This is a genomic window from Chitinophaga arvensicola (assembly GCF_900110835.1).
In the GTDB taxonomy this organism is placed as follows: Bacteria; Bacteroidota; Bacteroidia; order Chitinophagales; family Chitinophagaceae; genus Chitinophaga; species Chitinophaga arvensicola.
In genome coordinates this window covers 2,295,894-2,316,570 of sequence record NZ_FOJG01000002.1, presented here as the reverse complement: position 1 = coordinate 2,316,570, position 20,677 = coordinate 2,295,894, and the positions used below count along the sequence as shown (strand labels likewise).

Annotated in this window: 21 protein-coding genes and 1 pseudogene; 10 read left to right on the top strand and 12 right to left on the bottom strand. The window is 46.0% G+C overall.

Annotated features, from left to right (window positions below):
- Nucleotides 1–229: 229 nt before the first annotated feature.
- Together BMW79_RS26740 and BMW79_RS26735 are read left to right on the top strand one after the other, a co-directional pair.
- Nucleotides 230–1,150, top strand: coding sequence for a hypothetical protein (locus BMW79_RS26740; protein ID WP_089900404.1), 921 nt, complete (start codon nucleotides 230–232; stop codon nucleotides 1,148–1,150).
- Nucleotides 1,147–1,560, top strand: a complete 414-nt coding sequence (locus tag BMW79_RS26735) for a hypothetical protein (RefSeq protein ID WP_089900401.1) — start codon at nucleotides 1,147–1,149, stop codon at nucleotides 1,558–1,560. The genes BMW79_RS26740 and BMW79_RS26735 overlap by 4 nt, the downstream gene beginning before the upstream one ends.
- 379 nt (nucleotides 1,561–1,939) lie before the next feature.
- Here the strand turns inward: BMW79_RS26735 and BMW79_RS26730 are convergent, their stop codons facing one another.
- Together BMW79_RS26730 and BMW79_RS26725 are read right to left on the bottom strand one after the other, a co-directional pair.
- On the bottom strand, nucleotides 1,940–2,509 hold the full coding sequence (locus BMW79_RS26730) for a Crp/Fnr family transcriptional regulator (RefSeq protein WP_089900398.1): 570 nt from the start codon (nucleotides 2,507–2,509) through the stop codon (nucleotides 1,940–1,942).
- 471 nt (nucleotides 2,510–2,980) lie between these two features.
- Nucleotides 2,981–3,658 carry a TIGR02117 family protein gene (locus BMW79_RS26725; protein WP_089900395.1) on the bottom strand — a complete coding sequence of 226 codons (678 nt, stop codon included), beginning with the start codon at nucleotides 3,656–3,658 and terminating at the stop codon, nucleotides 2,981–2,983.
- Nucleotides 3,659–3,746: 88 nt separating this feature from the next.
- Here BMW79_RS26725 and BMW79_RS26720 point away from each other — a divergent pair, with 88 nt between their 5' ends.
- Nucleotides 3,747–4,490 carry a hypothetical protein gene (locus tag BMW79_RS26720; protein WP_143059278.1) on the top strand — a complete coding sequence of 248 codons (744 nt, stop codon included), beginning with the start codon at nucleotides 3,747–3,749 and terminating at the stop codon, nucleotides 4,488–4,490.
- A gap of 89 nt (nucleotides 4,491–4,579) precedes the next feature.
- Here the strand turns inward: BMW79_RS26720 and BMW79_RS26715 are convergent, their stop codons facing one another.
- The 5 genes from BMW79_RS26715 to BMW79_RS26695 all read right to left on the bottom strand — a co-directional run bounded on the left by BMW79_RS26715 (nucleotide 4,580) and on the right by BMW79_RS26695 (nucleotide 8,756).
- Nucleotides 4,580–5,494 (bottom strand): bestrophin family protein, encoded by a 915-nt coding sequence (locus BMW79_RS26715; RefSeq protein ID WP_089900390.1) that lies wholly within the window; start codon nucleotides 5,492–5,494, stop codon nucleotides 4,580–4,582.
- 12 nt (nucleotides 5,495–5,506) lie between these two features.
- Entirely contained in the window at nucleotides 5,507–5,992 is a 486-nt protein-coding gene (locus BMW79_RS26710) for a hypothetical protein (RefSeq protein ID WP_089900388.1), read from the bottom strand.
- A gap of 109 nt (nucleotides 5,993–6,101) precedes the next feature.
- Nucleotides 6,102–7,460: a sensor histidine kinase gene (locus tag BMW79_RS26705; RefSeq protein WP_089900385.1), complete on the bottom strand. Its 1,359-nt coding sequence runs from the start codon at nucleotides 7,458–7,460 to the stop codon at nucleotides 6,102–6,104.
- A complete protein-coding gene (locus BMW79_RS26700) occupies nucleotides 7,444–8,163 on the bottom strand; it encodes a response regulator transcription factor (RefSeq protein ID WP_089900382.1) in 720 nt (239 codons plus the stop codon). Before BMW79_RS26700 ends, BMW79_RS26705 begins: the two co-directional genes overlap by 17 nt.
- A 17-nt stretch (nucleotides 8,164–8,180) precedes the next feature.
- The gene (locus BMW79_RS26695; RefSeq protein WP_089900380.1) at nucleotides 8,181–8,756 is read right to left on the bottom strand and encodes a histidine phosphatase family protein; all 576 of its coding nucleotides are present in this window, start codon (nucleotides 8,754–8,756) and stop codon (nucleotides 8,181–8,183) included.
- 246 nt (nucleotides 8,757–9,002) lie between these two features.
- Here BMW79_RS26695 and BMW79_RS26690 point away from each other — a divergent pair, with 246 nt between their 5' ends.
- Entirely contained in the window at nucleotides 9,003–10,136 is a 1,134-nt protein-coding gene (locus BMW79_RS26690; protein ID WP_089900377.1) for a terpene synthase family protein, read from the top strand.
- 5 nt (nucleotides 10,137–10,141) lie between these two features.
- On the opposite strand, the gene BMW79_RS26685 is transcribed toward BMW79_RS26690, so the two are convergent.
- The gene (locus BMW79_RS26685; protein WP_089900374.1) at nucleotides 10,142–11,878 is read right to left on the bottom strand and encodes a hybrid sensor histidine kinase/response regulator; all 1,737 of its coding nucleotides are present in this window, start codon (nucleotides 11,876–11,878) and stop codon (nucleotides 10,142–10,144) included.
- 257 nt (nucleotides 11,879–12,135) lie between these two features.
- Here BMW79_RS26685 and BMW79_RS34005 point away from each other — a divergent pair, with 257 nt between their 5' ends.
- Together BMW79_RS34005 and BMW79_RS26680 are read left to right on the top strand one after the other, a co-directional pair.
- Nucleotides 12,136–12,303 (top strand): hypothetical protein, encoded by a 168-nt coding sequence (locus tag BMW79_RS34005; RefSeq protein WP_177192346.1) that lies wholly within the window; start codon nucleotides 12,136–12,138, stop codon nucleotides 12,301–12,303.
- Between the two features lie 62 nt (nucleotides 12,304–12,365).
- Entirely contained in the window at nucleotides 12,366–13,439 is a 1,074-nt protein-coding gene (locus tag BMW79_RS26680) for a class I fructose-bisphosphate aldolase (protein WP_218150453.1), read from the top strand.
- Nucleotides 13,440–13,478: 39 nt separating this feature from the next.
- Here the strand turns inward: BMW79_RS26680 and BMW79_RS26675 are convergent, their stop codons facing one another.
- Both BMW79_RS26675 and proB read right to left on the bottom strand, forming a co-directional pair.
- Nucleotides 13,479–14,726, bottom strand: a complete 1,248-nt coding sequence (locus BMW79_RS26675) for a glutamate-5-semialdehyde dehydrogenase (protein WP_089900369.1) — start codon at nucleotides 14,724–14,726, stop codon at nucleotides 13,479–13,481.
- 36 nt (nucleotides 14,727–14,762) lie between these two features.
- Nucleotides 14,763–15,797 (bottom strand): glutamate 5-kinase, encoded by a 1,035-nt coding sequence (gene proB / locus BMW79_RS26670; protein ID WP_089900365.1) that lies wholly within the window; start codon nucleotides 15,795–15,797, stop codon nucleotides 14,763–14,765.
- A gap of 117 nt (nucleotides 15,798–15,914) precedes the next feature.
- On the opposite strand from proB, the gene bla reads away from it, so the two are divergent.
- Nucleotides 15,915–16,814: a class A beta-lactamase gene (gene bla / locus BMW79_RS26665; protein ID WP_089900362.1), complete on the top strand. Its 900-nt coding sequence runs from the start codon at nucleotides 15,915–15,917 to the stop codon at nucleotides 16,812–16,814.
- 40 nt (nucleotides 16,815–16,854) lie between these two features.
- Here the strand turns inward: bla and BMW79_RS26660 are convergent, their stop codons facing one another.
- A complete protein-coding gene (locus tag BMW79_RS26660) occupies nucleotides 16,855–17,325 on the bottom strand; it encodes a hypothetical protein (protein WP_089900359.1) in 471 nt (156 codons plus the stop codon).
- Nucleotides 17,326–17,394: 69 nt separating this feature from the next.
- Nucleotides 17,395–18,474: pseudogene (locus BMW79_RS26655) on the bottom strand (alkene reductase).
- Between the two features lie 88 nt (nucleotides 18,475–18,562).
- Between BMW79_RS26655 and BMW79_RS26650 the strand changes: the two are divergent.
- The 3 genes from BMW79_RS26650 to BMW79_RS26640 all read left to right on the top strand — a co-directional run bounded on the left by BMW79_RS26650 (nucleotide 18,563) and on the right by BMW79_RS26640 (nucleotide 20,667).
- A complete protein-coding gene (locus BMW79_RS26650; RefSeq protein ID WP_089900356.1) occupies nucleotides 18,563–19,477 on the top strand; it encodes a helix-turn-helix domain-containing protein in 915 nt (304 codons plus the stop codon).
- Nucleotides 19,478–19,492: 15 nt separating this feature from the next.
- The gene (locus tag BMW79_RS26645) at nucleotides 19,493–19,762 is read left to right on the top strand and encodes an ArsR/SmtB family transcription factor (protein ID WP_089900353.1); all 270 of its coding nucleotides are present in this window, start codon (nucleotides 19,493–19,495) and stop codon (nucleotides 19,760–19,762) included.
- Nucleotides 19,763–19,914: 152 nt separating this feature from the next.
- Entirely contained in the window at nucleotides 19,915–20,667 is a 753-nt protein-coding gene (locus BMW79_RS26640; RefSeq protein WP_089900350.1) for a glucose 1-dehydrogenase, read from the top strand.
- The last annotated feature ends 10 nt before the right edge of the window (nucleotides 20,668–20,677 follow it).

Genomic DNA, 20,677 nt, shown 5'->3' with positions numbered 1-20,677 from the left:
AAATAGCCTCTTCGGTGGCTGCTAATTCATTAAAGCATCTCATTTGTTCATCTTATAGTCTCATTATACCCGGGAAGCTATATGGATGTTAGCGTAGAAAAAAGTATTTTGCGCTACAGCCATTCCCTTGATTTTAAAGATATCAAATTCTGAATCAGAAAGAAAGTATGGCTGGATAGGTTGGCAGAAGCGAGCGATTAGATTTACCGTTTTTTATTAAATTCCGTCTATGTTTGTTACGTTAGTTCAGAAAAATCTTTTATTGTTGTTTGTCCTGGCGGCGATTTTTTTGATCAGTATATTTTACCGTTATTGGTTTCAAAATGCAATAGATTCGCCGCCCCTCCCATCAGTATATAATACTTACCCTACCCTGGAAGAAGGCGTACATGCCGGCAGCTATGCGATCCGTCCGTTGTTCAGCAGTGATTTCGATACGCGGTCGCTTTCCGCTCCTTTTTATGATGAAAAAAGTAAAACAGCACTTATCGCTTCCATCCCCGGGGAAATGGGTGAGCGCCAGGATGAACAAAGTTTTTATAAAATTGATAGCGAGGGTAAAGTAACAGACTCGCTGACTATCAGTAATGAATACCGGCGTATTCATCCCATGAAGGGATTTCTGCTTCATCCCGAATATTATAGTACCTGGTGGATGGATGGAGATACCATCCCGCATTCATACGTGAAGGAACAAGCAACATATGAGCAACTGAAACAACAGTCGGATACCGTTTTTTATCTTTCTTATAAAGATGCCTGGAATTACAGAACAGATGCGTTTAAAGAAGAAAAAGATGTTGTATTATTTCTGATCCGCCATCAATGGCATGCCCTGTATGGCAAAGGATTATATCAAAAAATGAATAGCGATGAACTTCCCGACCTGGCGAATGATGGCCTTGTACTGGAACAGGTGAAGAAAGAAAGTCTTATTAATGAAAAAACAGATTCCTGGTTTGGCACCAGTTTCCTGTACCTGACCATCCAACAGGATACACTCCGGTTTAAACATGAAATGGTACTGGAAGGGAGTACAAAAAAAGAGTTCTGGCGAAGCCTGAATTATTATCACGCACACAACGCACCATTTGCATTGTTGCGTTCCAATGACAGGTATTATGGTGTACAGTTAAACAACAGCAAATGAAATTAACTTTTGGTATAGCCGCTCTGACAGGCTTTCTGGCTACTGTGATCTATATTGTTACCATTATTACCCGTAAGGATCTGGGCACTTACGGCGGACTTTTCCTGTTGTGTTTTTGTCCGTTGGTAATGGGCGCCGTTATCGGCTGGTGTTATGCCCTCGTTTATCTGGAACAGGCAAAATTCCTGGCACCGCACTTTGTTTTTCGCTTCCTTATTCCATTGCTGTTACTTTCATCGATCGCATGGTTAAGCGTCAGGAATATCTATATGCCTAAGTTTCAGAACTATTCATTACAACAATACCTGCGTATTGTCGGTGAGTTTGCATTTGATTTTTTATTGCCGCTGACTTTGGTCGCTGCGTTGGTAAGTGTTGTACTGACCATCTGCTGCAATACGGCTAAATAACTGCTTCCCCTTTTCCCCACCCTTTAAGGATGGGGAGGGGAAATTACCCAACTGTAGTTACTTTACTCCATAGCAATGCCACGCCAGATCCACAGCTGGTTTGGGGGTTAAACAATAGATAAATAAATGTTTTTGAATTGTTGTTGTACGGTTGTTCTTTCGGTTTTTCTAATGAGTCGTTTGTTGTTTGTACGGATGGATTTTCGGTACTTGTTTTTGTTGTATAGGATCGAAATTAGAGAATTGGAATGAGAAAAAAAGTGCCATTTGTCCTCAAATATTATCGTCTTAAATTTGGTTTTTTCGAAGGGTTGTTTCTCCTGATGTTATGTTGGGATGCAATTGTATCAAGGATAAATAGCAGCGTTTTTTGCTTGAATCATTGTCTTATTTCAGATCTCATCCGGGAAAATGTCCTGGAAGCAACCCCAAGATAAGAAGCAATGAATTTTGTTGGAACCCTTAACAGCAGTTCATTGTGGTGTTCCAGCAGGAAATCATATTTTTCAGATGCGCGTTGCTTTCTCATGCCTAACAAACGCTCATCACATTTACAATAATAATGCTCAGTAAGTTTGCGCCCTATAATATTGAACTCGAGGAAATTCGCATAGATATCCATCAGATCATCGTGATGAATACATGCCAACTCGCAATTTTCCAGTGCCTGAATGGATTCGTGACTTGGAATCCTCCTGAAGAAAGATTGTACTGATACGATAAAGTCATTCTCCATCATAAACCAACTCGTGATATCTTCCTCATCTTTTTCATAGTAAGCTCTCAATAACCCTTTGGATACAAAGAATAAGTGATTGCAAACCTCTTCCTGCCGTAGTAACATCTCCCCTTTCTGGAGTGTCATAATTTTAAGTTTGTTGTTGATTTCATTTTTGAGATCCTGAGAAATCGTGCCCAATGTAGAAAGTAAAGAAAATAAGGAGTCCATAATGGTTATATGTTTTGAGGAATAAAAAAAATGATAATAAATATACTGAAAAGTACCGGCAATAACCTGTGGAAGAGATACTTCCGGAGGTTAATAAAAAACAGGAATCAATGATTTTGTTTATAGGTAGTTAATCCTTTTGTAATAATCGCTGGTTAGCTAAATAAATCATTGGGGCTAAATGTAACAGCCGACGCAAGTAATGCGCCGGCTGTTATATTTAGAGGAAAAGTAATCTCCCCCCTCTTCCCTCCCAGATAAGCCTTTTACCTACACATAACCTGCATTTATCAGGTACGGGATATCGAGGACTTAAGTATAAGTTATAAGTAAGTTATAGGCAGGTGAACCTAGCTTGACACTAGCACTCCACTAGTATTAAACCCCTGGTCGGACAGGCTTCGAGACCGGCACTAAAATTCAGTATGCTTTATCCCAGGACAGCTGCAAACTGCCACTACAACATGAGTATTACTTGCGGTACTGATAAAAAATCCCCGTATCGAAAATCGTCCACCGGCAAGCCTTTTGGCCGCAACTTTTTAAACCGTTATTTGCCCAGGTATTGCAGGTATGAAACAGGTTATAACTGCCTTTGCCTTCATAAAACGCATCGTTGCGGTCGTAGTTGGCATTGGTGGCAATATATACCGGCATGCCATCGGCGCCGGTTAAAAAGCTGTTATTGATATAGGCGACTAACCGCGCATATTGCGAAGAACTGATCATAATCCGGTGGCAGCTTTCATCTTCTGTAAGCTGACGGTAATAAGTGGCGTGAATGGCAGATGTACTCAGGTTAAATGCCGCTTTTAATGCGGTACTGGCTTTAAGATCATTCCAGGTGGGTGTTTCCAGGTAAAAACCTTTATCACCCCAGCCGAAGGCCAGCCATTGGGCAGTAGTATCCTTGCCGGTGGTATTGCCAAAAGGAATGCGGGTACTCCAGTCGGTTTGTGCGGTACGTACAGGTACTACCAGGTCGGTATGTACCCCGTTGGTAAGAATATAGATCGGAATATCGGCATCGGCTACGGTTTCCCGGTCGGTGCTCATGCGTGACAGGGTGTAGGCTGAAAGCAGGTACAGGCCTATCAGCAGGAGAAAGGTTAACAACGAGTAACCGGTAATCTTAAGCGCTTTTTTCAATTGTTTCAGGTTAGTTCAGAACGACAAATTAGCATATTTTACTATTTTTGGAGCTAATCAGTTTTCCAACCCTGATATCGATATGGCTATGTTCCCATTTTGGAGTGACTATTATTATCTTGTTATTGCCCTGCAAATTTTTTGCCTGGTGCACGCGTTTAAAACGGGCAACCGGGACTGGCTTTTCTTTATTCTATTTGTGCCCATGATCGGATCAGTGGTGTATTTTATCCGGGAAATCTTACCGGATATTACCAGTGGCGCCTTTGGCGAAAACCTTTTACGCACTTTATGGCCCAACGGGCGGATCAACGAATGGGAGAAAAAGGTACGTATATCCGATACCGTAACCAACAAAATGCAGCTGGCAGACGCCTATGCGCAGCAACAGCAATATGATAAAGCTATTGCGCTCACGCTGGAATGTGCGAATTCTTTCAGTAAGGATCCGGGAATTATTCTGCAGCTGGCACGGTTGCAGTTCCTGAATGGCGAATATGCATCCAGTATTGTGAGCTTTGATAAGGTGAACAGCTTTAAAGGGGTGCGGATGAGCAAGGCAGAAGATGAATTGATGTATGCGCAGGCATTGGAGCAGGTGGGTGAAACGGCAAAGGCAGAAGAAGCCTATCAGAAAATTATACAGGTACATCATTCGCTGGAGGCAATGTATTATTATGGCTTGCTGCTGAAAAAGCAGGTCCGTATTCCGGAAGCCAGGGCACAGTTTGAGAAAACCCGGGCAGAAATAGATTTGCATCCGAGATATATCCGTCGTACAATCCGCAAGTGGGTCAGGTTATCAAAAAAAGAACTGGCTGCTATAAAATAGTAAAAGGCCCCGGTGGATACCGGGGCCTTTGTCTTAACGCTATAAATTACGGCCCCTTTTAGGATGGGCACCTTAAACACAAATCAGCTTTAAAGTACATAGTAAGCAGGTGTTTCCACCGGCTCTTCGGGAGCATTGTATTGCTCGTGTAACATTTGCCGGAGGTCTTTTTCAATATTCCGGGCAATGGTCGTTACTGGTGTATCTGTAGGTTTATTTTCAAACGGGTCCTGCAGGTTGATCGCCATTTTTTCGATCAGCAGGAAAGATGCGGCTATGGCTACTACCAATGGTATTTCCATAAAGCCCAGCACATCTATTAAGGCAAACGGCAATAACAGTATAAAGAATATAACGGTGAAATGGGTGTAAAGGCTATAGGTAGCCGGGAACACGGTGTTTTTGATACGCTCGCACTTACCCATGGAATCACAGAGTCTGGATAGTGTCTGGTCTATCGCAATCTGTTGGTATTGGTTTATCCATCCCTGCTCCATGGCGTATTTCAGGTCTTTTCCGTGTAAGAGCAACAAGGCAGCCGGTACGTTATCATATCTCATCACATAGCTTAATTCCCTCCTTGATAATAATCTGTCTACCCCTTTGAGTGGATCTGTCTTTCGTAACGATTGTCCCAAACTATGGCACCATGCTGCCTGTCGCTTTACAAAACGCTCCTGGAAAAGGGTCAGGTCTTCCGACTGATACGTTGCATCCATCAAGCTTAGCACCTGCCTTGTCAGTGAGCGCGAATCATTTACTACGGCTCCCCAGATCGTTCGGGCTTCCCACCAGCGGTCATACGCCTGGTTGGAACGAAATGCGAGCAATAAAGACAACACCGTGCCCAGCACCATCGGTACCGATATAGGAATAACCAGGCTGGTGAAATCGTATTGGTAGTAGAGTATGTTGATGGTGAGCGAATAAATGGCCACCAGTAACAGTTCCACTCTTATCTTACCAAAAATATATTTTAAGGGGATATTTTTCTTCAGTAGCATAACCTTGCTTTTTTATTCTGTTGCCAGTAAAAGTGCAGAGATGGTCGACTTGTCTGCCACATACTTCCGTCTCTGTAATTGAATTTTCATTTTTGGATAATTGCATTTGCTGAGCAGTTTCTCCGGATCAAAGCTTCTTTTTGAAGGCGGATTATAGTCGTGGTCAGCAGGCTGAATGATCAGGTCTATATTCTGCGCCAGCAGGAAATTGCGTAATGCTACGCGGGTACTGCCGTGAAAGAATTCTATTCTCAGCTGATTGATAGCGGAAGAATATTTATTACGGATAATTTCACAGCCATCCTGGAAGTCGGAGGAAATCAGTTCCACATGTCTGCTGTTACGGGTGTACGTCATCAGGTCAAACAAAGAATCCGGCATTTGCAGGGCATGCATTAATATGATATTTACCTGCTCGCAGGGATGCTGCGCCACAATGCTGTGAACATAACTGAGTGAGCGGATAGAGAAGTCTGTTGGTATGAGTATATTTTTCATATCTGGTAGCTTTTATAACAACAAAATTATTGCTGTGAAATAAGTAACCAGTAAGAGCGGGGTTAAAAGGTAGCAAGAATGTGGTAAGAATTCGGTAAGAAAGCAGGCCCTACAGTGGAAGTTCCACCCTGATCTCGGTTCCGTGGTTTACCTCACTGTTCACAATGATATCTCCTTTATGCATACGGATAATATTCATGGCCAGCGGCAAACCGATACCATAACCTTTAAAGCGGCCGGTATTGGAAGCACGGAAGAAGGGAGAGAAGATATAGGGCAGGTCTTCCTGGGGAATACCGATGCCATGGTCTTTTACTATAACGATAATTTTCTTTTCCGTGGCGGCCAGTGCAATAGATACGGGTTCATTGTTGGAATACTTGATGGCATTCATGACAATGTTGCTGAGGGCCAGTTCCAGCAATTGTTCGTTACCGGGGATGATTAATTTGTCTTCTTCTTCCGGAAACAGGCTGTAATCTATTTCCACTTTATTAATAGGCTGTAACTTATCGATGGTATTTTTTACGGTAAACAGCAGTTCATCGCTGCGGATCTGTCTCCATTCCTGTTTCTTTCCGTCAAATCCGGTCTGGGCCAGGTGCAGCAGGCTTTTGGTAATATGTTCGAGCCGTCCTGCTTCATGGAGGATATTTTGCAGGGCATAGATATAGTTACCTGCGCTGCGTTCCTTATTCAGGGCCAGTTCGGCTTCACCGATAATGGCGGTAAGGGGGGTACTCAGTTCATGGGAGGCGTTGCTGACAAAGTTGTTCTGTGTTTCAAAGGCGGTTTCGAGCCGGTCCAGCATATTATTAAAGGTGCCGGCCAGGTCGTTGATTTCATCGCCGCTGTCATCTACGTTTAGCCGTAGGTGTAAGTTCCGCGAGCTGATACTTTTTACCTGTATCATCATATGCCGGATGGGCTTCAGGATATACTTGGAAAAGAAAATACCGGCGCCCACAAGGATCACGCTGGAAGCTACAGAGCAGATAATCAGGATTTTGCGCAGCCATCCGAGGTATTCTACGCTGTATTTATTGATAGCGGAAACAATCACGATATAGAGTCCCTGTTTGCTCTTGTACAGTACGCCCTCATAGAAGCGGTCGCCTTCCCGGAAGGTGGCTTTATTTTCCCTTCGTACCTGTTGGTAGAAGGAGTTGGGCAGGGAGAGCGTTTCATCCTTATGTACTGTACCATCGGCACTTACCTGCAGGAAATATTCTTTTTCAGCGGGTAGTTTTTCCAGGTGTTCTTCCCGGATTTCATTGTAGATAACGGAGTCAGATTCGTAATAGGGCAGGGTGGCTTTCGCAGTAAGATAGGCGCGTATTTCCAGCCGTTTGTAGAAGTCTTCAAACGAATGCTGGTTGGCAAAATAAAATACCAGTATACTCATAATGAGAATAGTGGAAATCGTTAAACCGGCAAATACCAGTAATATCTTAGTGCGTATCTTCATCGGCCTTGGTTTCCCGGATCATATACCCCAGTCCAACTACGGTATGTATCAGTTCTGCCGGGTTATGTTTATTAATTTTTTTCCGGAGATAATTAATATATACGTCTACAACTTTGGTACTCATATTAAATTCGATGCCCCATACCTGTTCCAGTATTTCCAGTCGTGACAATACTTTCCGTGGATTTTTAAGCAGGTATTCCAGCAAGCGGTATTCAGTAGCCGTGAGCTGGATATTTTTGCCGTTCCTGTTGGCGGATTTGGTATCGGTATCGAGATCAAGATCTGCGAGACTGAGAATAGCGGTGCTGGGGGTAACGGGAACGGGTATATCTACATTTGTTTTCCTGCGCATCAGGCTGCGTATGCGGGCTTCAAGTTCCTGGAGTTTGAAAGGTTTCACCAGGTAATCATCAGCGCCGCTGTCGAGCCCCATCACAATATTCTCTGTGGTACCGAGGGCGGTGAGCATAAGAATGGGCACTTCCAGTTGCGCGTTGCGCAGGGAGCGGCATACTTCTATCCCGTTCATACCGGGGAGCATCACATCCAGTATAATGAGCCGGAAGGATGGGTTCTGGAGCGCCATCTGGAGCCCGCTGTTGCCATCCGGGGCTACGCTGACTTCATAGCCAGCTTCTGAAAGGCCACGGGTAATAACAGATACTACAGCAGGTTCATCTTCTATTAATAATAGTTTCATGAACGGCAAATATAGGGCTATTCGAGATGGCTCACGCAATTAAACAACTCGCATTTCCAGTTTTCGTCGGAGAACTGCAGCCGGGTAATAGAAGTATTTTTCATGGCGGGAGTTGGATGCATTTGTGGCATCAGGGCATCGAGCAGTTGGCGGATAAAGCTGCCATGGGTGACCAGCAGGATTTTTTTGCCACTGTTTTCAGACAGGAGGTCCTGCATGAAAGACAGGCCCCTGGCAACAACGGAAGCATTGCTTTCCATGCCGAGGTCCATTGCTTTCCAATGGGGGCCCCATTGAAGTTGCCGTTCTTCTTCTGTTGTTCCTTCAATAAGACCGCCGCCGGCTTCGCCGATCCGTTTGTCTTCTATGACGCTTTCTATGGATAATTCCTGTGCAATGATAGCTGCTGTTTGTTTGGCGCGCAGCAGATGGCTGGAGTACATCAGGTCCCAGTCTTCCCCGGTGAGCCGTTGTCCCAGTTTCAAGGCCTGCGTAATGCCTTCTTCATCCAGCGGGATGTCTGAATGGCCTTGCAGTTTGCCGGCTCTGTTCCAGGAAGTGGTTCCATGCCGGATAATAGCGATCTGGGTCATATTGGTCTTTTTATCTTTCCGGGGGACAAATATATATAAAACAGGGCGGGGTTAATAGCAAAATTCCGGAAGCAGGGAGAATTCAGTACGTTTTTGTACATTAAAAGTATAATATATTTGTTCGGAATATCACCCAATACCTTCCTTTCATCCGCCGCAGTTTTGTTCCTGCCAAGAATCAGTATGCCCTATAACCGGATCTAATTAATACAATTTCACCATTTTCTTACTCAAAAATTAACATTTATGAAACACAATGTTCAGATGATGGCTCATGCCAGAATGCAAAAAATTCAGAAAGAATATGCAGTAACAATGACAGCAGGCACCCCCAGTTTTTCTTTATTACAATTATTTAACTACGGCGATTTCCGGTTGGAGGATTATTGCCGCTCATTTAAAAAACATCCGTTTGCCTCCTCCCTGGCGAAAGCTGCACGGTCTTTCGGAGAGGAATATAACATCTGGCACAGCAATGCGGAACACTATATCACCTGCGCTATCTTTTTGTTCCCGGATGCGGGGCTCAGCAGAATGTTGCCGATTGTGAAGAATCTTGCGGTGGACTATTACCTCAATGACACCATGGGCCGTGAAGTGTTCGATAAACTTTCTACGCCGCAACAGGCAAGCGCAAAAAACATTATCAACAGGATGGCGGCTGCCACCGTACTGGAAGATGAATACACTGATTTGGCCGCTATTGAAATCGCGAACAGGGATATCCTGCAACAGATGAAAACCTCCTCTCCGGAAGCATGGTTCAACGAATTTTTACGGTTATACAATTACCACATCAAAGTGACCCACCGGAACGGTAATGCCGCTGAACTGGGCCGTATTCCTACAGTGGCCGAGTACACAGATCTGCGTTGTCATATGGCGGGAATGCATCATGTAATCAGCCTGATCGATTACAGTATCGGTGCATTTACAGATCCAGCCTGGCTGGAAAAGAAGGGCGTCGCAGCGAAGCTGGCAAGATTGCAATATGTTACGGCGGCCATCGGCGGTTTGATGAACGATATGTTCTCCTTCGAAAAAGAAATGATTGACAACGGGGCAGATTCTAATCTCATCGCGGTAATTGCCTTGAATTATCCGCACTATTCACTGAACAGTGTATTAAAAGAAGCCGGAGATATTGTACAGGGCCTGCTTCGTGAGTTTATGTTACTGCTGGAAGAAATGAATACCGTTTGCATGGATAGCGCCATATCGGATCCGGACGCTGCAGAACAGTTGAGAAAACACCTGGATGGTCTGGAACGTTGTGTACAGGCCAGCTGGGTATGGCAGGTGCACACCCTGCGTTATAAGCGGCCGCAATCCATCTGGTTCGAAACACAGCTGACTACAGAAATGAGAAAAGCAGTTTAGGTTTTTTACACCCGCTCCTGTAACTCAGCATCGAAATGGCGGATATGCTGGTTCATAATGGATAACAGCTGACTGTGATGTACTGGTTTTTCCAATACAGCACTGGCGCCGGCTTCCAGGAGAACCTGTTGTGTTGCTCCACGTACGTCACCGGTGGCGATTATTACAGGAATATGGGCGTATTGCGGTAATGCCTTCAGTATTTTTAATGTATCCACACCATTGAGTCCCTGCATGTGATAATCCATAATAATCATATCAGGGACATTTTTTTGCACCTGCTCCAGCAACTCAATACCATTCGTGGTAGCCGTTACTTCGCAGCCTATTTTTTGCAGCAGCATCTGGAGGATCTTTGAATTGATCTCATCATCTTCAGCCATCATCACATGAATGTTGCTCAGATCTCTTTCCTTTACTTCCTCATTCATCCCTGCCGGAATATCCGCAAGAGAGGCAATAGTTAACGGTAAGCATAGGGTAAAACAGGTTTCTCCGCTGGCGGAACTGCTAACGGTAATGCTGCCGTTCATAGCCTTCACTTTATTCTTTACAATATATAGTCCAAGTCCTGTTCCCTCTGTATGGTTATTCCGGGTACCTACAAAAGGCTCAAAAATCTCGCTTAACTGCGCTTCCGGGATCGGAGTACCCTGGTTCACAAACTGCATCTGCCATTGCTCTTCCAGCCGCGTAACATGGATATTGATCGTCGTATTTTTATCGGCATATTTGATCGCATTCCCCAGCAGATTGGTGATCACCTGGTTCAGTTTCAGCGTATCGCATATGATGACCTGCGGCATTTCGTGAATGGTCAGGCCAATCTTTATCTGCCTGGAGCGCGCTATAATCCTGTTTACATCCGTTATCTTGTTAATGAAAGGTGTCAGTTCAATTACTTCCATCACCGTATGCTCTATTTTCCCGGATTCTATCTGCGCCATATCCAGTACGTCGTTGATAATACGCCGGGTATTGTTGGTGGCAGTAAGCAGGTGATCTATAAGAGGCATTATTTTCCGGAGGTTGATATCCAGTTTTGCTTCCCGTTTTAACAGCTGGGCTGCTCCATAAATCGCATTAAGCGGGGTACGCATTTCGTGCGTTACCTGGTACACAAACATCCGCTTGAAATGGTTGGCTTTATGAAGGGCATCATTACTCGCAACATACGGACTGCCAACAATCAGCACCAGCAGCATCACGCCCATCACTGAAAGCGCCTTAAATATAACGGTAGTAGTATGGTTGAGGGAAATGGTAGACACAAAATTGTCATAGTAGTTCGCTTCCAGTACGAACAGTATACCCATCGATGTAACAATACAGATGCGCCTGGTCCATTTATCTTTGAAAATAAGAAAGGTGATCAGGAAAAGAAAAATAACCATCGCCTGCAACTCAATAATGTTTCCTAGTAGCAATCCAAAATACAACGAGGCCAGACATTGGGTGAAAAAAGTAATCAGCGAAGCAAGATGGTGCTTTTTATAATGGTTTAAAAATATGGGAGATAACGCCAGTGAAGCTTCAAAGGACGCTGGCAGCAGAATGGACAACTGCCCGCTCATGGCGTAATACACACTGCCCACGCAAATAATGAGGATAACGATCGCGAGACTAAGCGAATTCACTAAAGTTATCCTGGTAATCAATTCATCATCTATGATGCCCTGAGTGCCGGTATTAACGATCTTATGAATGGTTTTTTTCAGGCGCGCTATTAGTGTTGTAATCATTTTGGATAGTCGTAGCGTTTTAGTGATATTGAATTCAGGATAGTACTGTAATTGTAGGTATAAATAATGTATCAATGATCTTCTGAGGGTAATCTCCAGTTGTTAGTTCTTCCGGCATCCTTTTTTAAGGGGCTACAGACACCGTCTTCCAAAGTTATAATATTTATTCCTAAAGTCAAATTCGTTTCTTTTTTTTAATGCCGCTTTAATCTTCTCCGGCTATTCACGATTTATAAGGAATCAGTACATTTGTTATTATGGAAATGAACATCAATCCCAACGAAGAAAAAACGGAAAAAAAGGAAGAAACAGTAAAGCCGGAACCCGTTATCCACGATGGTTCCGGAGGTGCATTTGAAGGCACGGAAATGGTCACGGAAGAGCGGGAAGAAAAACCACGTCCGAAGGAACCAACTCCTTATTGAATGTTGCCCGGATGCAGTGCGGTTTTAAATCCTTAAATTAGGAGTACTAAAAAGTCATGCTTATGTTATCCTTGGAAAAGATCAGCGAATTATTAGGCAAAGAAAGTGATACCCTGCTACAGCATCAAAGCAATACCATCAGCAAAGATCTGCTGCATCTGCCGGGACCGGATACGGTCAATAAGATTTACCAACCTTCCAGTCGTAACCCACAGGTGTTGCGCAGCCTCGGGCAATTGTTTAACCACGGCCGCCTGGCGGGCACGGGTTATATGTCTATCCTTCCCGTTGATCAGGGGGTAGAACACAGCGCCGGTGCATCGTTTGCAAAGCACCCGGCTTATTTTGATCCGGAGAATATTGTCAGGCTGGCCATTGAAGGCGGCTGTAATGCAGTAGCTTCCACCTTTGGCGTGTTATCTTCCGTAGCCCGCAGCTATGCACACCGTATTCCTTTTATTGTAAAACTGAATCATAATGAACTGCTCACTTATCCCAACCGGGCAGACCAGGTGATGTACGGTACCGTGGAAGAAGCCTGGAATACAGGCGCAGTAGCCGTTGGCGCCACTATTTATTTTGGTTCTGAGCAGTCCGACCGGCAGATCGTGGAAGTATCGCAGGCCTTTGAAAGGGCGCACGAACTGGGCATGGCCACCATTCTATGGTGCTACCTGCGCAATGACGCCTTCAAGAAAGATGTAGACTATCACCTGTCTGCCGACCTTACCGGGCAGGCTAACCACCTTGGGGTTACCATACAGGCAGATATTATCAAACAGAAGCTGCCGGTAGTCAATGGTGGCTACAAGGCGCTTAACACAGGTAATTCTTCCTATGGTAAACTGGATGAACGCATTTATACCGAACTTACTTCCGACAATCCGATTGATCTGTGCCGCTACCAGGTAGCGAACTGTTATATGGGACGCATGGGATTGATTAATTCCGGTGGCGCTTCCGAAGGAGCTGCTGACCTGGCAGAAGCGGTACGTACTGCCGTGATCAATAAAAGAGCCGGTGGGGTAGGGCTGATCTCCGGGCGGAAAGCTTTTCAGCGCCCGATGGCAGAAGGAGCCGCCCTGCTGAATGCTATCCAGGATGTATACCTGAACGAACAGATTACTATTGCATAATACCACAAGAGCAGGCGTTAATGCCTGCTCTTGTTCTTTTTATCTTACCTGGCCGTTACCTCTCAAAAACCATTTCTCTGTTACCAGCTTTTCCAGTGCAAAAGGTCCACGTGCATGGAGTTTCTGTGTAGAGATCCCTATTTCCGCACCCAGTCCGAATACACCGCCGTCCGTGAATCGCGTAGAGGCGTTCACGTATACCGCAGCGGCATCCACTTCATTGAGAAAACGCTCACTGATGGCTGTGTCGCGCGATACAATCGCTTCCGAGTGACGGGAAGAGAAAGTCTGGATATGCGATAACGCTGCCTGTACATCCGGCACTACTTTTACCGAACATTTCAGGGAGAGAAATTCCCGGCCGAAATCTTCCGGTTGTGCCGCGAACAGATGCGGATAGTTATTTTTCTGCAGGATGTCAAAAGCTAACGGGTCCGCATATACGTCTACCGCATATGGCAGCAGTTGCGGCGCCAGCAATGCAAGGAAATCCGCTGCTACGGCTTCATCCACCAGCACCGTGTCCAGCGAGTTGCACACCGATGGGCGCGACACTTTCGCATTGGTGACGATAGCGGCCGCCTGCGGCAGATCTGCTGTTTTTTCCACGTAGGTATGGCATACACCCGCACCGGTTTCGATGACGGGCACCCGGGAGTTGGTCCGCACAAATTCGATCAGCTGCTCAGAGCCACGCGGAATAATGATGTCGATATATTTTACCGCAGTGAGCATTTCCATTACAAAGCTGCGGTCGGTAGGCAGCAGTTGTACAGCGGCGGTGGCTACATTAAATTCTTTCAGCACTTCCTGGATAAGTTGCACCAGGATGGTATTGGTATAAAAGGCATCGGTGCCGCCACGCAGCACACATACGTTGCCGGAGCGGATACAGAGCGCAGCTACATCTACAGTTACATTGGGTCTTGATTCATAGATCACGCCAACTACCCCTAACGGGACTGTTTTTTTCTGCACCAGCAGGCCGTTGTCCAGCGTGCGTTCCAGCACCAGCACATTGGCGGGATCCGGGAGCGCAGCAATATCTTCCAGGCTGGAGGCCAGGTCGCGGATGCGGGCATCTGTCAGCAGCAACCGGTCTTTCTTCGGGTCCTCGTCAGACATGCGGTCCAGGTCCTTTTTGTTTTCTGTGGTAATATCTTCTGAGCGGATCAGGATCACAGCGGCCAGTCTGCGCAGCAGGGCCTGTTTCTCCACATCAGGAAGGGTGCGGATGGAAACACCTGCCTGTTGGGCCTGTTCCAGTAAAGGTTGTATCGTTTGCATGATCATTTTTACTTTAGCCCCGGTGAGGGGAATTCTTTATAACAACACAATATCATCGGCATGCGCCACTTCAATATTCTGCGCTTTATGATGTGTATCCAATGTATCTGAACTGATTTTCGCCCTGCCTACGGCAATCGCGATGTTTTCTTCATTTACGATTTCGATCACTTCCCCGCATTCGAATTTCTCCAATACGGTTTGTACACCCACCGCCAGCAGGCTATGACGTTTTTCCAGCGCCTGTTGCGCGCCGGCGTCTATCTGTATCCTGCCGGTAACCAGACTGCCGCTGGCCAGCCATTTTTTACGGGCGGGCATGCTGCAGGGTTGTGGTAAACACAAGGTACCTGTTTTGCCTGCAATGGCATTGAGAATACCATCTTCCGTACGGATCCCGAAAATCACCACACGGATACCCATGCGGGTAGCCAGGCGGGCGAAGGTAAGTTTGGATACCATGCCGCCTAAACCAAGACTGGATTTCTCTTTATCTGCCAGTCCGAGGGCGGCTTTATCGATTACATCTATCTGTGGTACCACCTGTCCGGAACGGTCCAGTACACCGGCTACGGAGGTGCTGAACAGCAAGAGGGAGGCGCCAAAGCCCACGGCTATCAGCGTGGCCAGCTCGTCGTTGTCTGAAAACTTCAACTCCAGGCTGCTCACCACATCGTTTTCGTTGGCGATGGGAATGATGTTGCTGGCCCATAATTCCTCGTAGGTACGCTTTAGCTGCAGGAACTGATCCCTGTCGGAGAAGTGCTGCCGCTCACAAAGGCTCTGGGCCACGGCAATATTGTAAGGGGCAAAGTACCGGCTGTATTTATTCAGCAACAGCGGGTTTCCTACGGCCGCTGCGGCTTTGCGTTCGCTGATGCTGCCATTGTAGTGGCGTAAAAACTGTTTTCCTGCGGCAACAGCACCGGAAGATACCAGTACAATATGATAATCTTCGTGCAAAGTGGCTACCTGCCGCGCTATTCCGGCAATCACGGTTTCGTCGAGGTCACCATTCTGATGGGTGATCGACGCCGTTCCAAATTTTATAACTAATATCGGTTTGCTCAATTTCGTCTCTATTTGGAGCCTAAAATAATATTAAGGACGCGAAATTCTAAATGCATAATTTCGCCGGTTATGCAGTGAAACACTTATTTTGACTTTTACATGTACTAAACCCACTATATGATAAAAAAGATTTCTCTTCTCATATCGGCCACCGTAGCCACTTTTGTAGTGTCTTTGCCAACGGCGAAGGGGCAGCAAACCCTTCGCCGGCAGATAGCTGCTATTGCCGGAAATATATCAGGAAAAGTTGGCGTATATGCGGAAATACTGGAAACAAAGGATACTGTTTCCTTTAACCGCGATCAACGGTTTCCCATGCAGAGCGTCTATAAATTTCCTATTGCGATGGCGATGCTACACGCAGTAGATCAGCAAAAGTTCCGGCTTGATCAGCTGATACATGTTACCAAAGAAGATCTGATTGGTCCCAGAGGCGTCAGTCCTGTGCGTGATCTGCATCCGGAAGGCAATTTTGATATACCGTTGTCAGACCTGATCGATTATAATATCCGTTCCAGTGATGGGAGCGCCTGTGATGTGCTGTTGCGCTTACTCGGCGGTACGGCCAATGCCAATGCATATGTACATAGCCTGGGGGTAAAACAGATCGCCATCGCCACCACGGAGAAAGTGCAGGTGCCCAGCGAAATGATCCAGTACCAGAACTGGTCTACACCCGCTGCTATGACGCAGCTGCTCAGGATATTTTACCAGGAGCCGGTGCTGTCCGACAGCAGTCACCGCTACCTGATGCACCTGCTCACTACTTCCGGCCCGGGCGCAAAACGTCTGAAAGGATTGCTGCCGGCGGGTACCCCGGTAGCGCATAAAACCGGTACTTCGTGGACATCGGACGGATTGACCCGTGCTACCAACGATGTGGGGATCATTACTATGCCCAACGGGCAGCATGTGGCAATAACGGTGTTTGTGTCTGATGCAAAGGCCAGTGAGGCGGAGCGGGAAGGAACTATTGCAAAGATTGCAAAAGCGGTATATGATCACTGGAATAAATAAAAAGAGGGGGCTGAATAATTTTTATCCAGCCCCCTGAAAATTATTTCATGTACTTTTTGTACTCATTTTCGATGTCCATCACGTCTACTTTATGGAGGGTGTCTCCATCAAATAACCACATTTCCCAATTGTACTTTACATCGCTGAGATTCAGTGTGGATACGCTTCCTTTGGCGGAATGAAAAATGATTTTTCCGCCGGCCGGTTCGATGATCTTCAATCCTTTTTGTTCCAGGAATGCATGCGCATCCGTCATGTAGCTCTGGTAGTCTTCATTGATAGTATAAAAGGCTTCTTCCCCGTTGTCTTTTTTCAACTTTTCCAGTTGCATACTATCAGGATAGTGGAATACAGCGCAGGGACGTGTAATCTGATCTGCGGTTTCGGTAACAGGATGCGCTGGTGGCGCAGCGTCTGTTGTCACTTTCTCTTCCTGTATTTTACTTTCATGGCAGGCCGCTAAAGTAAAGAATGCTACAGGCAGGAGCAGGTGTTTTTTCATGGTTTTCATAGCAATAGAGTTTGGCATATTTTTACACGGGCGTGTGCCGGTGTAAGCGCCTAAAGATAATATAAAAATCTATTGCAATTTGTTCATAAAAGGATAATCTGTCAGTCCGCCGGCGCCACCTTCATAGAATGTATTTTTATGTCCCGGCGCTAACGGGTACTGATGCCTGAAACGCTCTGCCAGATCAGGATTGGAGATAAATGGTCTTCCGAATGCAATAAGATCTGCTTCATTTCGTTGCAGTGTTTCTTCTGCACTTTCAGCGGTAAAACCACCTGCTAAAATTAATCAGTTTTTAAATTGCTGCCGCAGTAATTGTATGTAGCTGGCGGGGATGGGTAAACTGCCATTTGTTGACTGATCAGAGAGATGAATATAGCGTATATCCATCTGGTTTAGTTTTGGTACCAGGTACATGTGTGTGGCAATTTCTTCTTCGTATAGCGGCAGGCTGTTGAGTGCGGCAAAAGGAGAAAAGCGGATGCCTGTTTTTTCTGCACCGGCGATACGGATAGTGCCTTGTGTAATTTCCAGTAAAAAGCGGGTTCTGTTTTCTATACTGCCGCCGTATTGATCGGTGCGTTGATTGGTGTGCGGATGCATAAACTGTTCGATCAGGTAGCCATGTGCCGCGTGTATTTCTATGCCATCGAAACCGGCTTCCAGCGCATTTTGTGCTGCCTGCAGATGGGTATCAATCATTTTTTCCACGGCAGCAGTGGACATAGCTTCGGGTACGGGCATGGGCAATGGTCCCTGTATGGTGTTTACGTTACCGTGGGCTGCTACGGCGGAGGGGGCCTGCAAAGGGCCGCCGCCGGGCAGGTTCAGCGGATGGCCGATCCGGCCGCTATGTACCAGCTGCACAAATATTTTACCGCCATTGGCATGCACGGCATCGGTCACTTTTTTCCAGCCGGCGATCTGTTGGGCGTTGTAAATGCCGGGCAGATGGGAATACCCCATGCCGCTGGGGCTCACGGCGGTGCTTTCCGCAATGATGAGGCCCGCGCCTGCGCGCTGACCGTAATAGGTAGCCACCATCTCGTCGGGTATTCCGTTGGTGGCTCTTCTTCTGCTCATAGGCGCCATGACGGTCCTGTTGTTCAGGGCCAATGTATGCGCGTTGACCGGCTCCAGTAATTTCATCTTTCGGTATATTTATTTCACAAAATTAGTAGGGTATTAGCCGCCGGAACAGGTAAAATGCGGGGGGATTCCTGTAATTTTGCAGGTTATGGGAGAACGGAATATCTATACACCCTTTGAATTGCTCCAGGCAGATATGTCGGACTGGGACCCCAGACCACAGGTCTATTTCTTTTTCGAGATCATCCAGATCCGGGAGGGAAGCGGTTTCCGTACGGTGAATAATAACCGCTTTCCTTATCAGAAGGGAAGTTTGTTTTTGTTTACACCGCGCGACTGCCGGGGATTTGAAGAAGAAACGCCTACCCGGTTTGTGTCTGTCCGTTTTTCAGAGATGTTCGTGGGACTGTCGCGTTCTGCGCAGGAGAAAGCGCGCATCGGGGAGTGGCTGCGGCAACTGGAGTATCTTTTCTTTTATCACAACCGGCAGGAGCAGTTGCTGATCCGTCAGCCGGATGATTGCAAGATGATGATGGCGTTGATTTGCAATATGATGGATGAGTATGAAAAGAAACCACCTTACTACCAGGAAAACCTGCAGCATTACGTGAGCCTGCTCCTGAATATTGTGGCCAGGAATGTAGCGGAAGATACGAATATCGCCGGTACAGAAGACGAGGCTCCCCTGATCAGCCGGATGATCGGGTATATCCGCCAGCATATTTATCACCCGGAACTATTGAAGCAGGAGCATCTGGCGAAGATGTTCAATCTTTCCCTCAATTATATAGGAGAGTATTTCAAAAAGCAAACCGGGGAGAGCCTGCAACAGTTTATTATCCACCATAAGCTGAACCTGGTACAGCTGCGGGTGAAGTACAGCGACCTCACCATTTCTGAAATCGCCGATGAGCTGGGGTTTACAGACGAAAGTCATATGAGCCGGCTCTTTAAAAAGTACCATGGGATGACGCCTGCCGCCTACCGGAAAGAGGAAATAAATAACGGAAATGACATGGCCGGAAAAAAAATTCATCGAAATATTTCGATATTTCAAAAATAGTATTACTTTTGTTCTATGGATTTAGCAGTTATAGAAAAAGCAGCAAATGCCATCGCCGACAAGCATCGATTATCTATTATAATGGAGATTGTTAAGAAAGGGCAGCTGGTTTGTGGTGATGTGTGTGGGTTTACGTGTTTGTCGCAGCCTACGGTGTCGCATCATGTGAAGATCCTGGTAGACAGTGGTGTACTGAATTCCGTGAAAAATGGCAGAATAGTGGAGCTGACGCTCAATAAGGAAATGATGAAACAATTATCGATGTTCTTTTTACAGTTGAGTTAAATTATAAATAAGCTGAGGTACTACCGGGCGGGTAATCAACAGCTTTTTTTATACTTTTATATATTGATACTTTTAAATTAATAAATTGATAGAGAGATTTTTTCTCTTTTTTTTGAAGGTAAAATATCGATAAACTTAAATAAATCAATAGGATGGACTTGTTAAACAATAAAACAGCTGTCATCACGGGCGGTAACAGCGGTATAGGATATGCAACAGCAGCAGATTTTTTAGCGAAAGGAGCTAAGGTATTAATCACAGGACGCAAGCCGGAAGCCGTACAGCAGGCAGCCGCAGCGTTGGGAGGAGTAGATAGTTTTATCGCAGACCAGGGTAAAACAGGTGATGCACAAAAACTGGCAGCGTATGTACGTGACCGTTATGGCAAGATAGATATCCTGTTTGTCAATGCAGGAGTCGCCGCCATCGAACCATTTACATCCGTTACAGAAGAATCTTTCGACACAGTGATGGACATCAACCTGAAAGGCGCCTTCTTTACAGTGCAGCACCTGCTGCCACTGATCAATGAAGGAGGCACCATTATCTTGTTATCCTCCGTCAACGCTTACTCGGGCATGCCGGGAGCTTCGGTATACAGCGCCAGCAAGGCAGGATTGAATTCATTAGGACGTACTTTATCAAGAGAACTGGCAGACAGAAAGATCAGGGTAAATGTGGTGAATCCCGGACCTGTAGCTACTCCCATACTGGAGAAGGCAGGAGTTCCGAAAGAAGCCATCGACGCAGAACGCCTGGCAAAAGTATTACCGGTAGGCCGGATCGGTCAGCCGGAAGAAATCGCCAGACTGGTATCCTTCCTGGCTTCAGATGATGCCTCTTTTATCACAGGAGCAGAATACAATATTGACGGTGGTATCAACGTACATCCATTAATCGGTTAATCCTCCAAAA

Bases quoted from the DNA above. Each gene is read 5' to 3' on its own strand.
- BMW79_RS26740 (WP_089900404.1), top strand. From the start codon at position 230: ATGTTTGTTACGTTAGTTCAGAAAAATCTTTTATTGTTGTTTGTCCTG.
- BMW79_RS26735 (WP_089900401.1), top strand. From the start codon at position 1,147: ATGAAATTAACTTTTGGTATAGCCGCTCTGACAGGCTTTCTGGCTACT.
- BMW79_RS26730 (WP_089900398.1), bottom strand. From the start codon at position 2,509: ATGGACTCCTTATTTTCTTTACTTTCTACATTGGGCACGATTTCTCAG.
- BMW79_RS26720 (WP_143059278.1), top strand. From the start codon at position 3,747: ATGTTCCCATTTTGGAGTGACTATTATTATCTTGTTATTGCCCTGCAA.
- BMW79_RS26715 (WP_089900390.1), bottom strand. From the start codon at position 5,494: ATGCTACTGAAGAAAAATATCCCCTTAAAATATATTTTTGGTAAGATA.
- BMW79_RS26710 (WP_089900388.1), bottom strand. From the start codon at position 5,992: ATGAAAAATATACTCATACCAACAGACTTCTCTATCCGCTCACTCAGT.
- BMW79_RS26705 (WP_089900385.1), bottom strand. From the start codon at position 7,460: ATGAAGATACGCACTAAGATATTACTGGTATTTGCCGGTTTAACGATT.
- BMW79_RS26700 (WP_089900382.1), bottom strand. From the start codon at position 8,163: ATGAAACTATTATTAATAGAAGATGAACCTGCTGTAGTATCTGTTATT.
- BMW79_RS26695 (WP_089900380.1), bottom strand. From the start codon at position 8,756: ATGACCCAGATCGCTATTATCCGGCATGGAACCACTTCCTGGAACAGA.
- BMW79_RS26690 (WP_089900377.1), top strand. From the start codon at position 9,003: ATGAAACACAATGTTCAGATGATGGCTCATGCCAGAATGCAAAAAATT.
- BMW79_RS26685 (WP_089900374.1), bottom strand. From the start codon at position 11,878: ATGATTACAACACTAATAGCGCGCCTGAAAAAAACCATTCATAAGATC.
- BMW79_RS34005 (WP_177192346.1), top strand. From the start codon at position 12,136: ATGGAAATGAACATCAATCCCAACGAAGAAAAAACGGAAAAAAAGGAA.
- BMW79_RS26680 (WP_218150453.1), top strand. From the start codon at position 12,366: ATGTTATCCTTGGAAAAGATCAGCGAATTATTAGGCAAAGAAAGTGAT.
- BMW79_RS26675 (WP_089900369.1), bottom strand. From the start codon at position 14,726: ATGCAAACGATACAACCTTTACTGGAACAGGCCCAACAGGCAGGTGTT.
- bla (WP_089900362.1), top strand. From the start codon at position 15,915: ATGATAAAAAAGATTTCTCTTCTCATATCGGCCACCGTAGCCACTTTT.
- BMW79_RS26660 (WP_089900359.1), bottom strand. From the start codon at position 17,325: ATGAAAACCATGAAAAAACACCTGCTCCTGCCTGTAGCATTCTTTACT.
- BMW79_RS26650 (WP_089900356.1), top strand. From the start codon at position 18,563: ATGGGAGAACGGAATATCTATACACCCTTTGAATTGCTCCAGGCAGAT.
- BMW79_RS26645 (WP_089900353.1), top strand. From the start codon at position 19,493: ATGGATTTAGCAGTTATAGAAAAAGCAGCAAATGCCATCGCCGACAAG.
- BMW79_RS26640 (WP_089900350.1), top strand. From the start codon at position 19,915: ATGGACTTGTTAAACAATAAAACAGCTGTCATCACGGGCGGTAACAGC.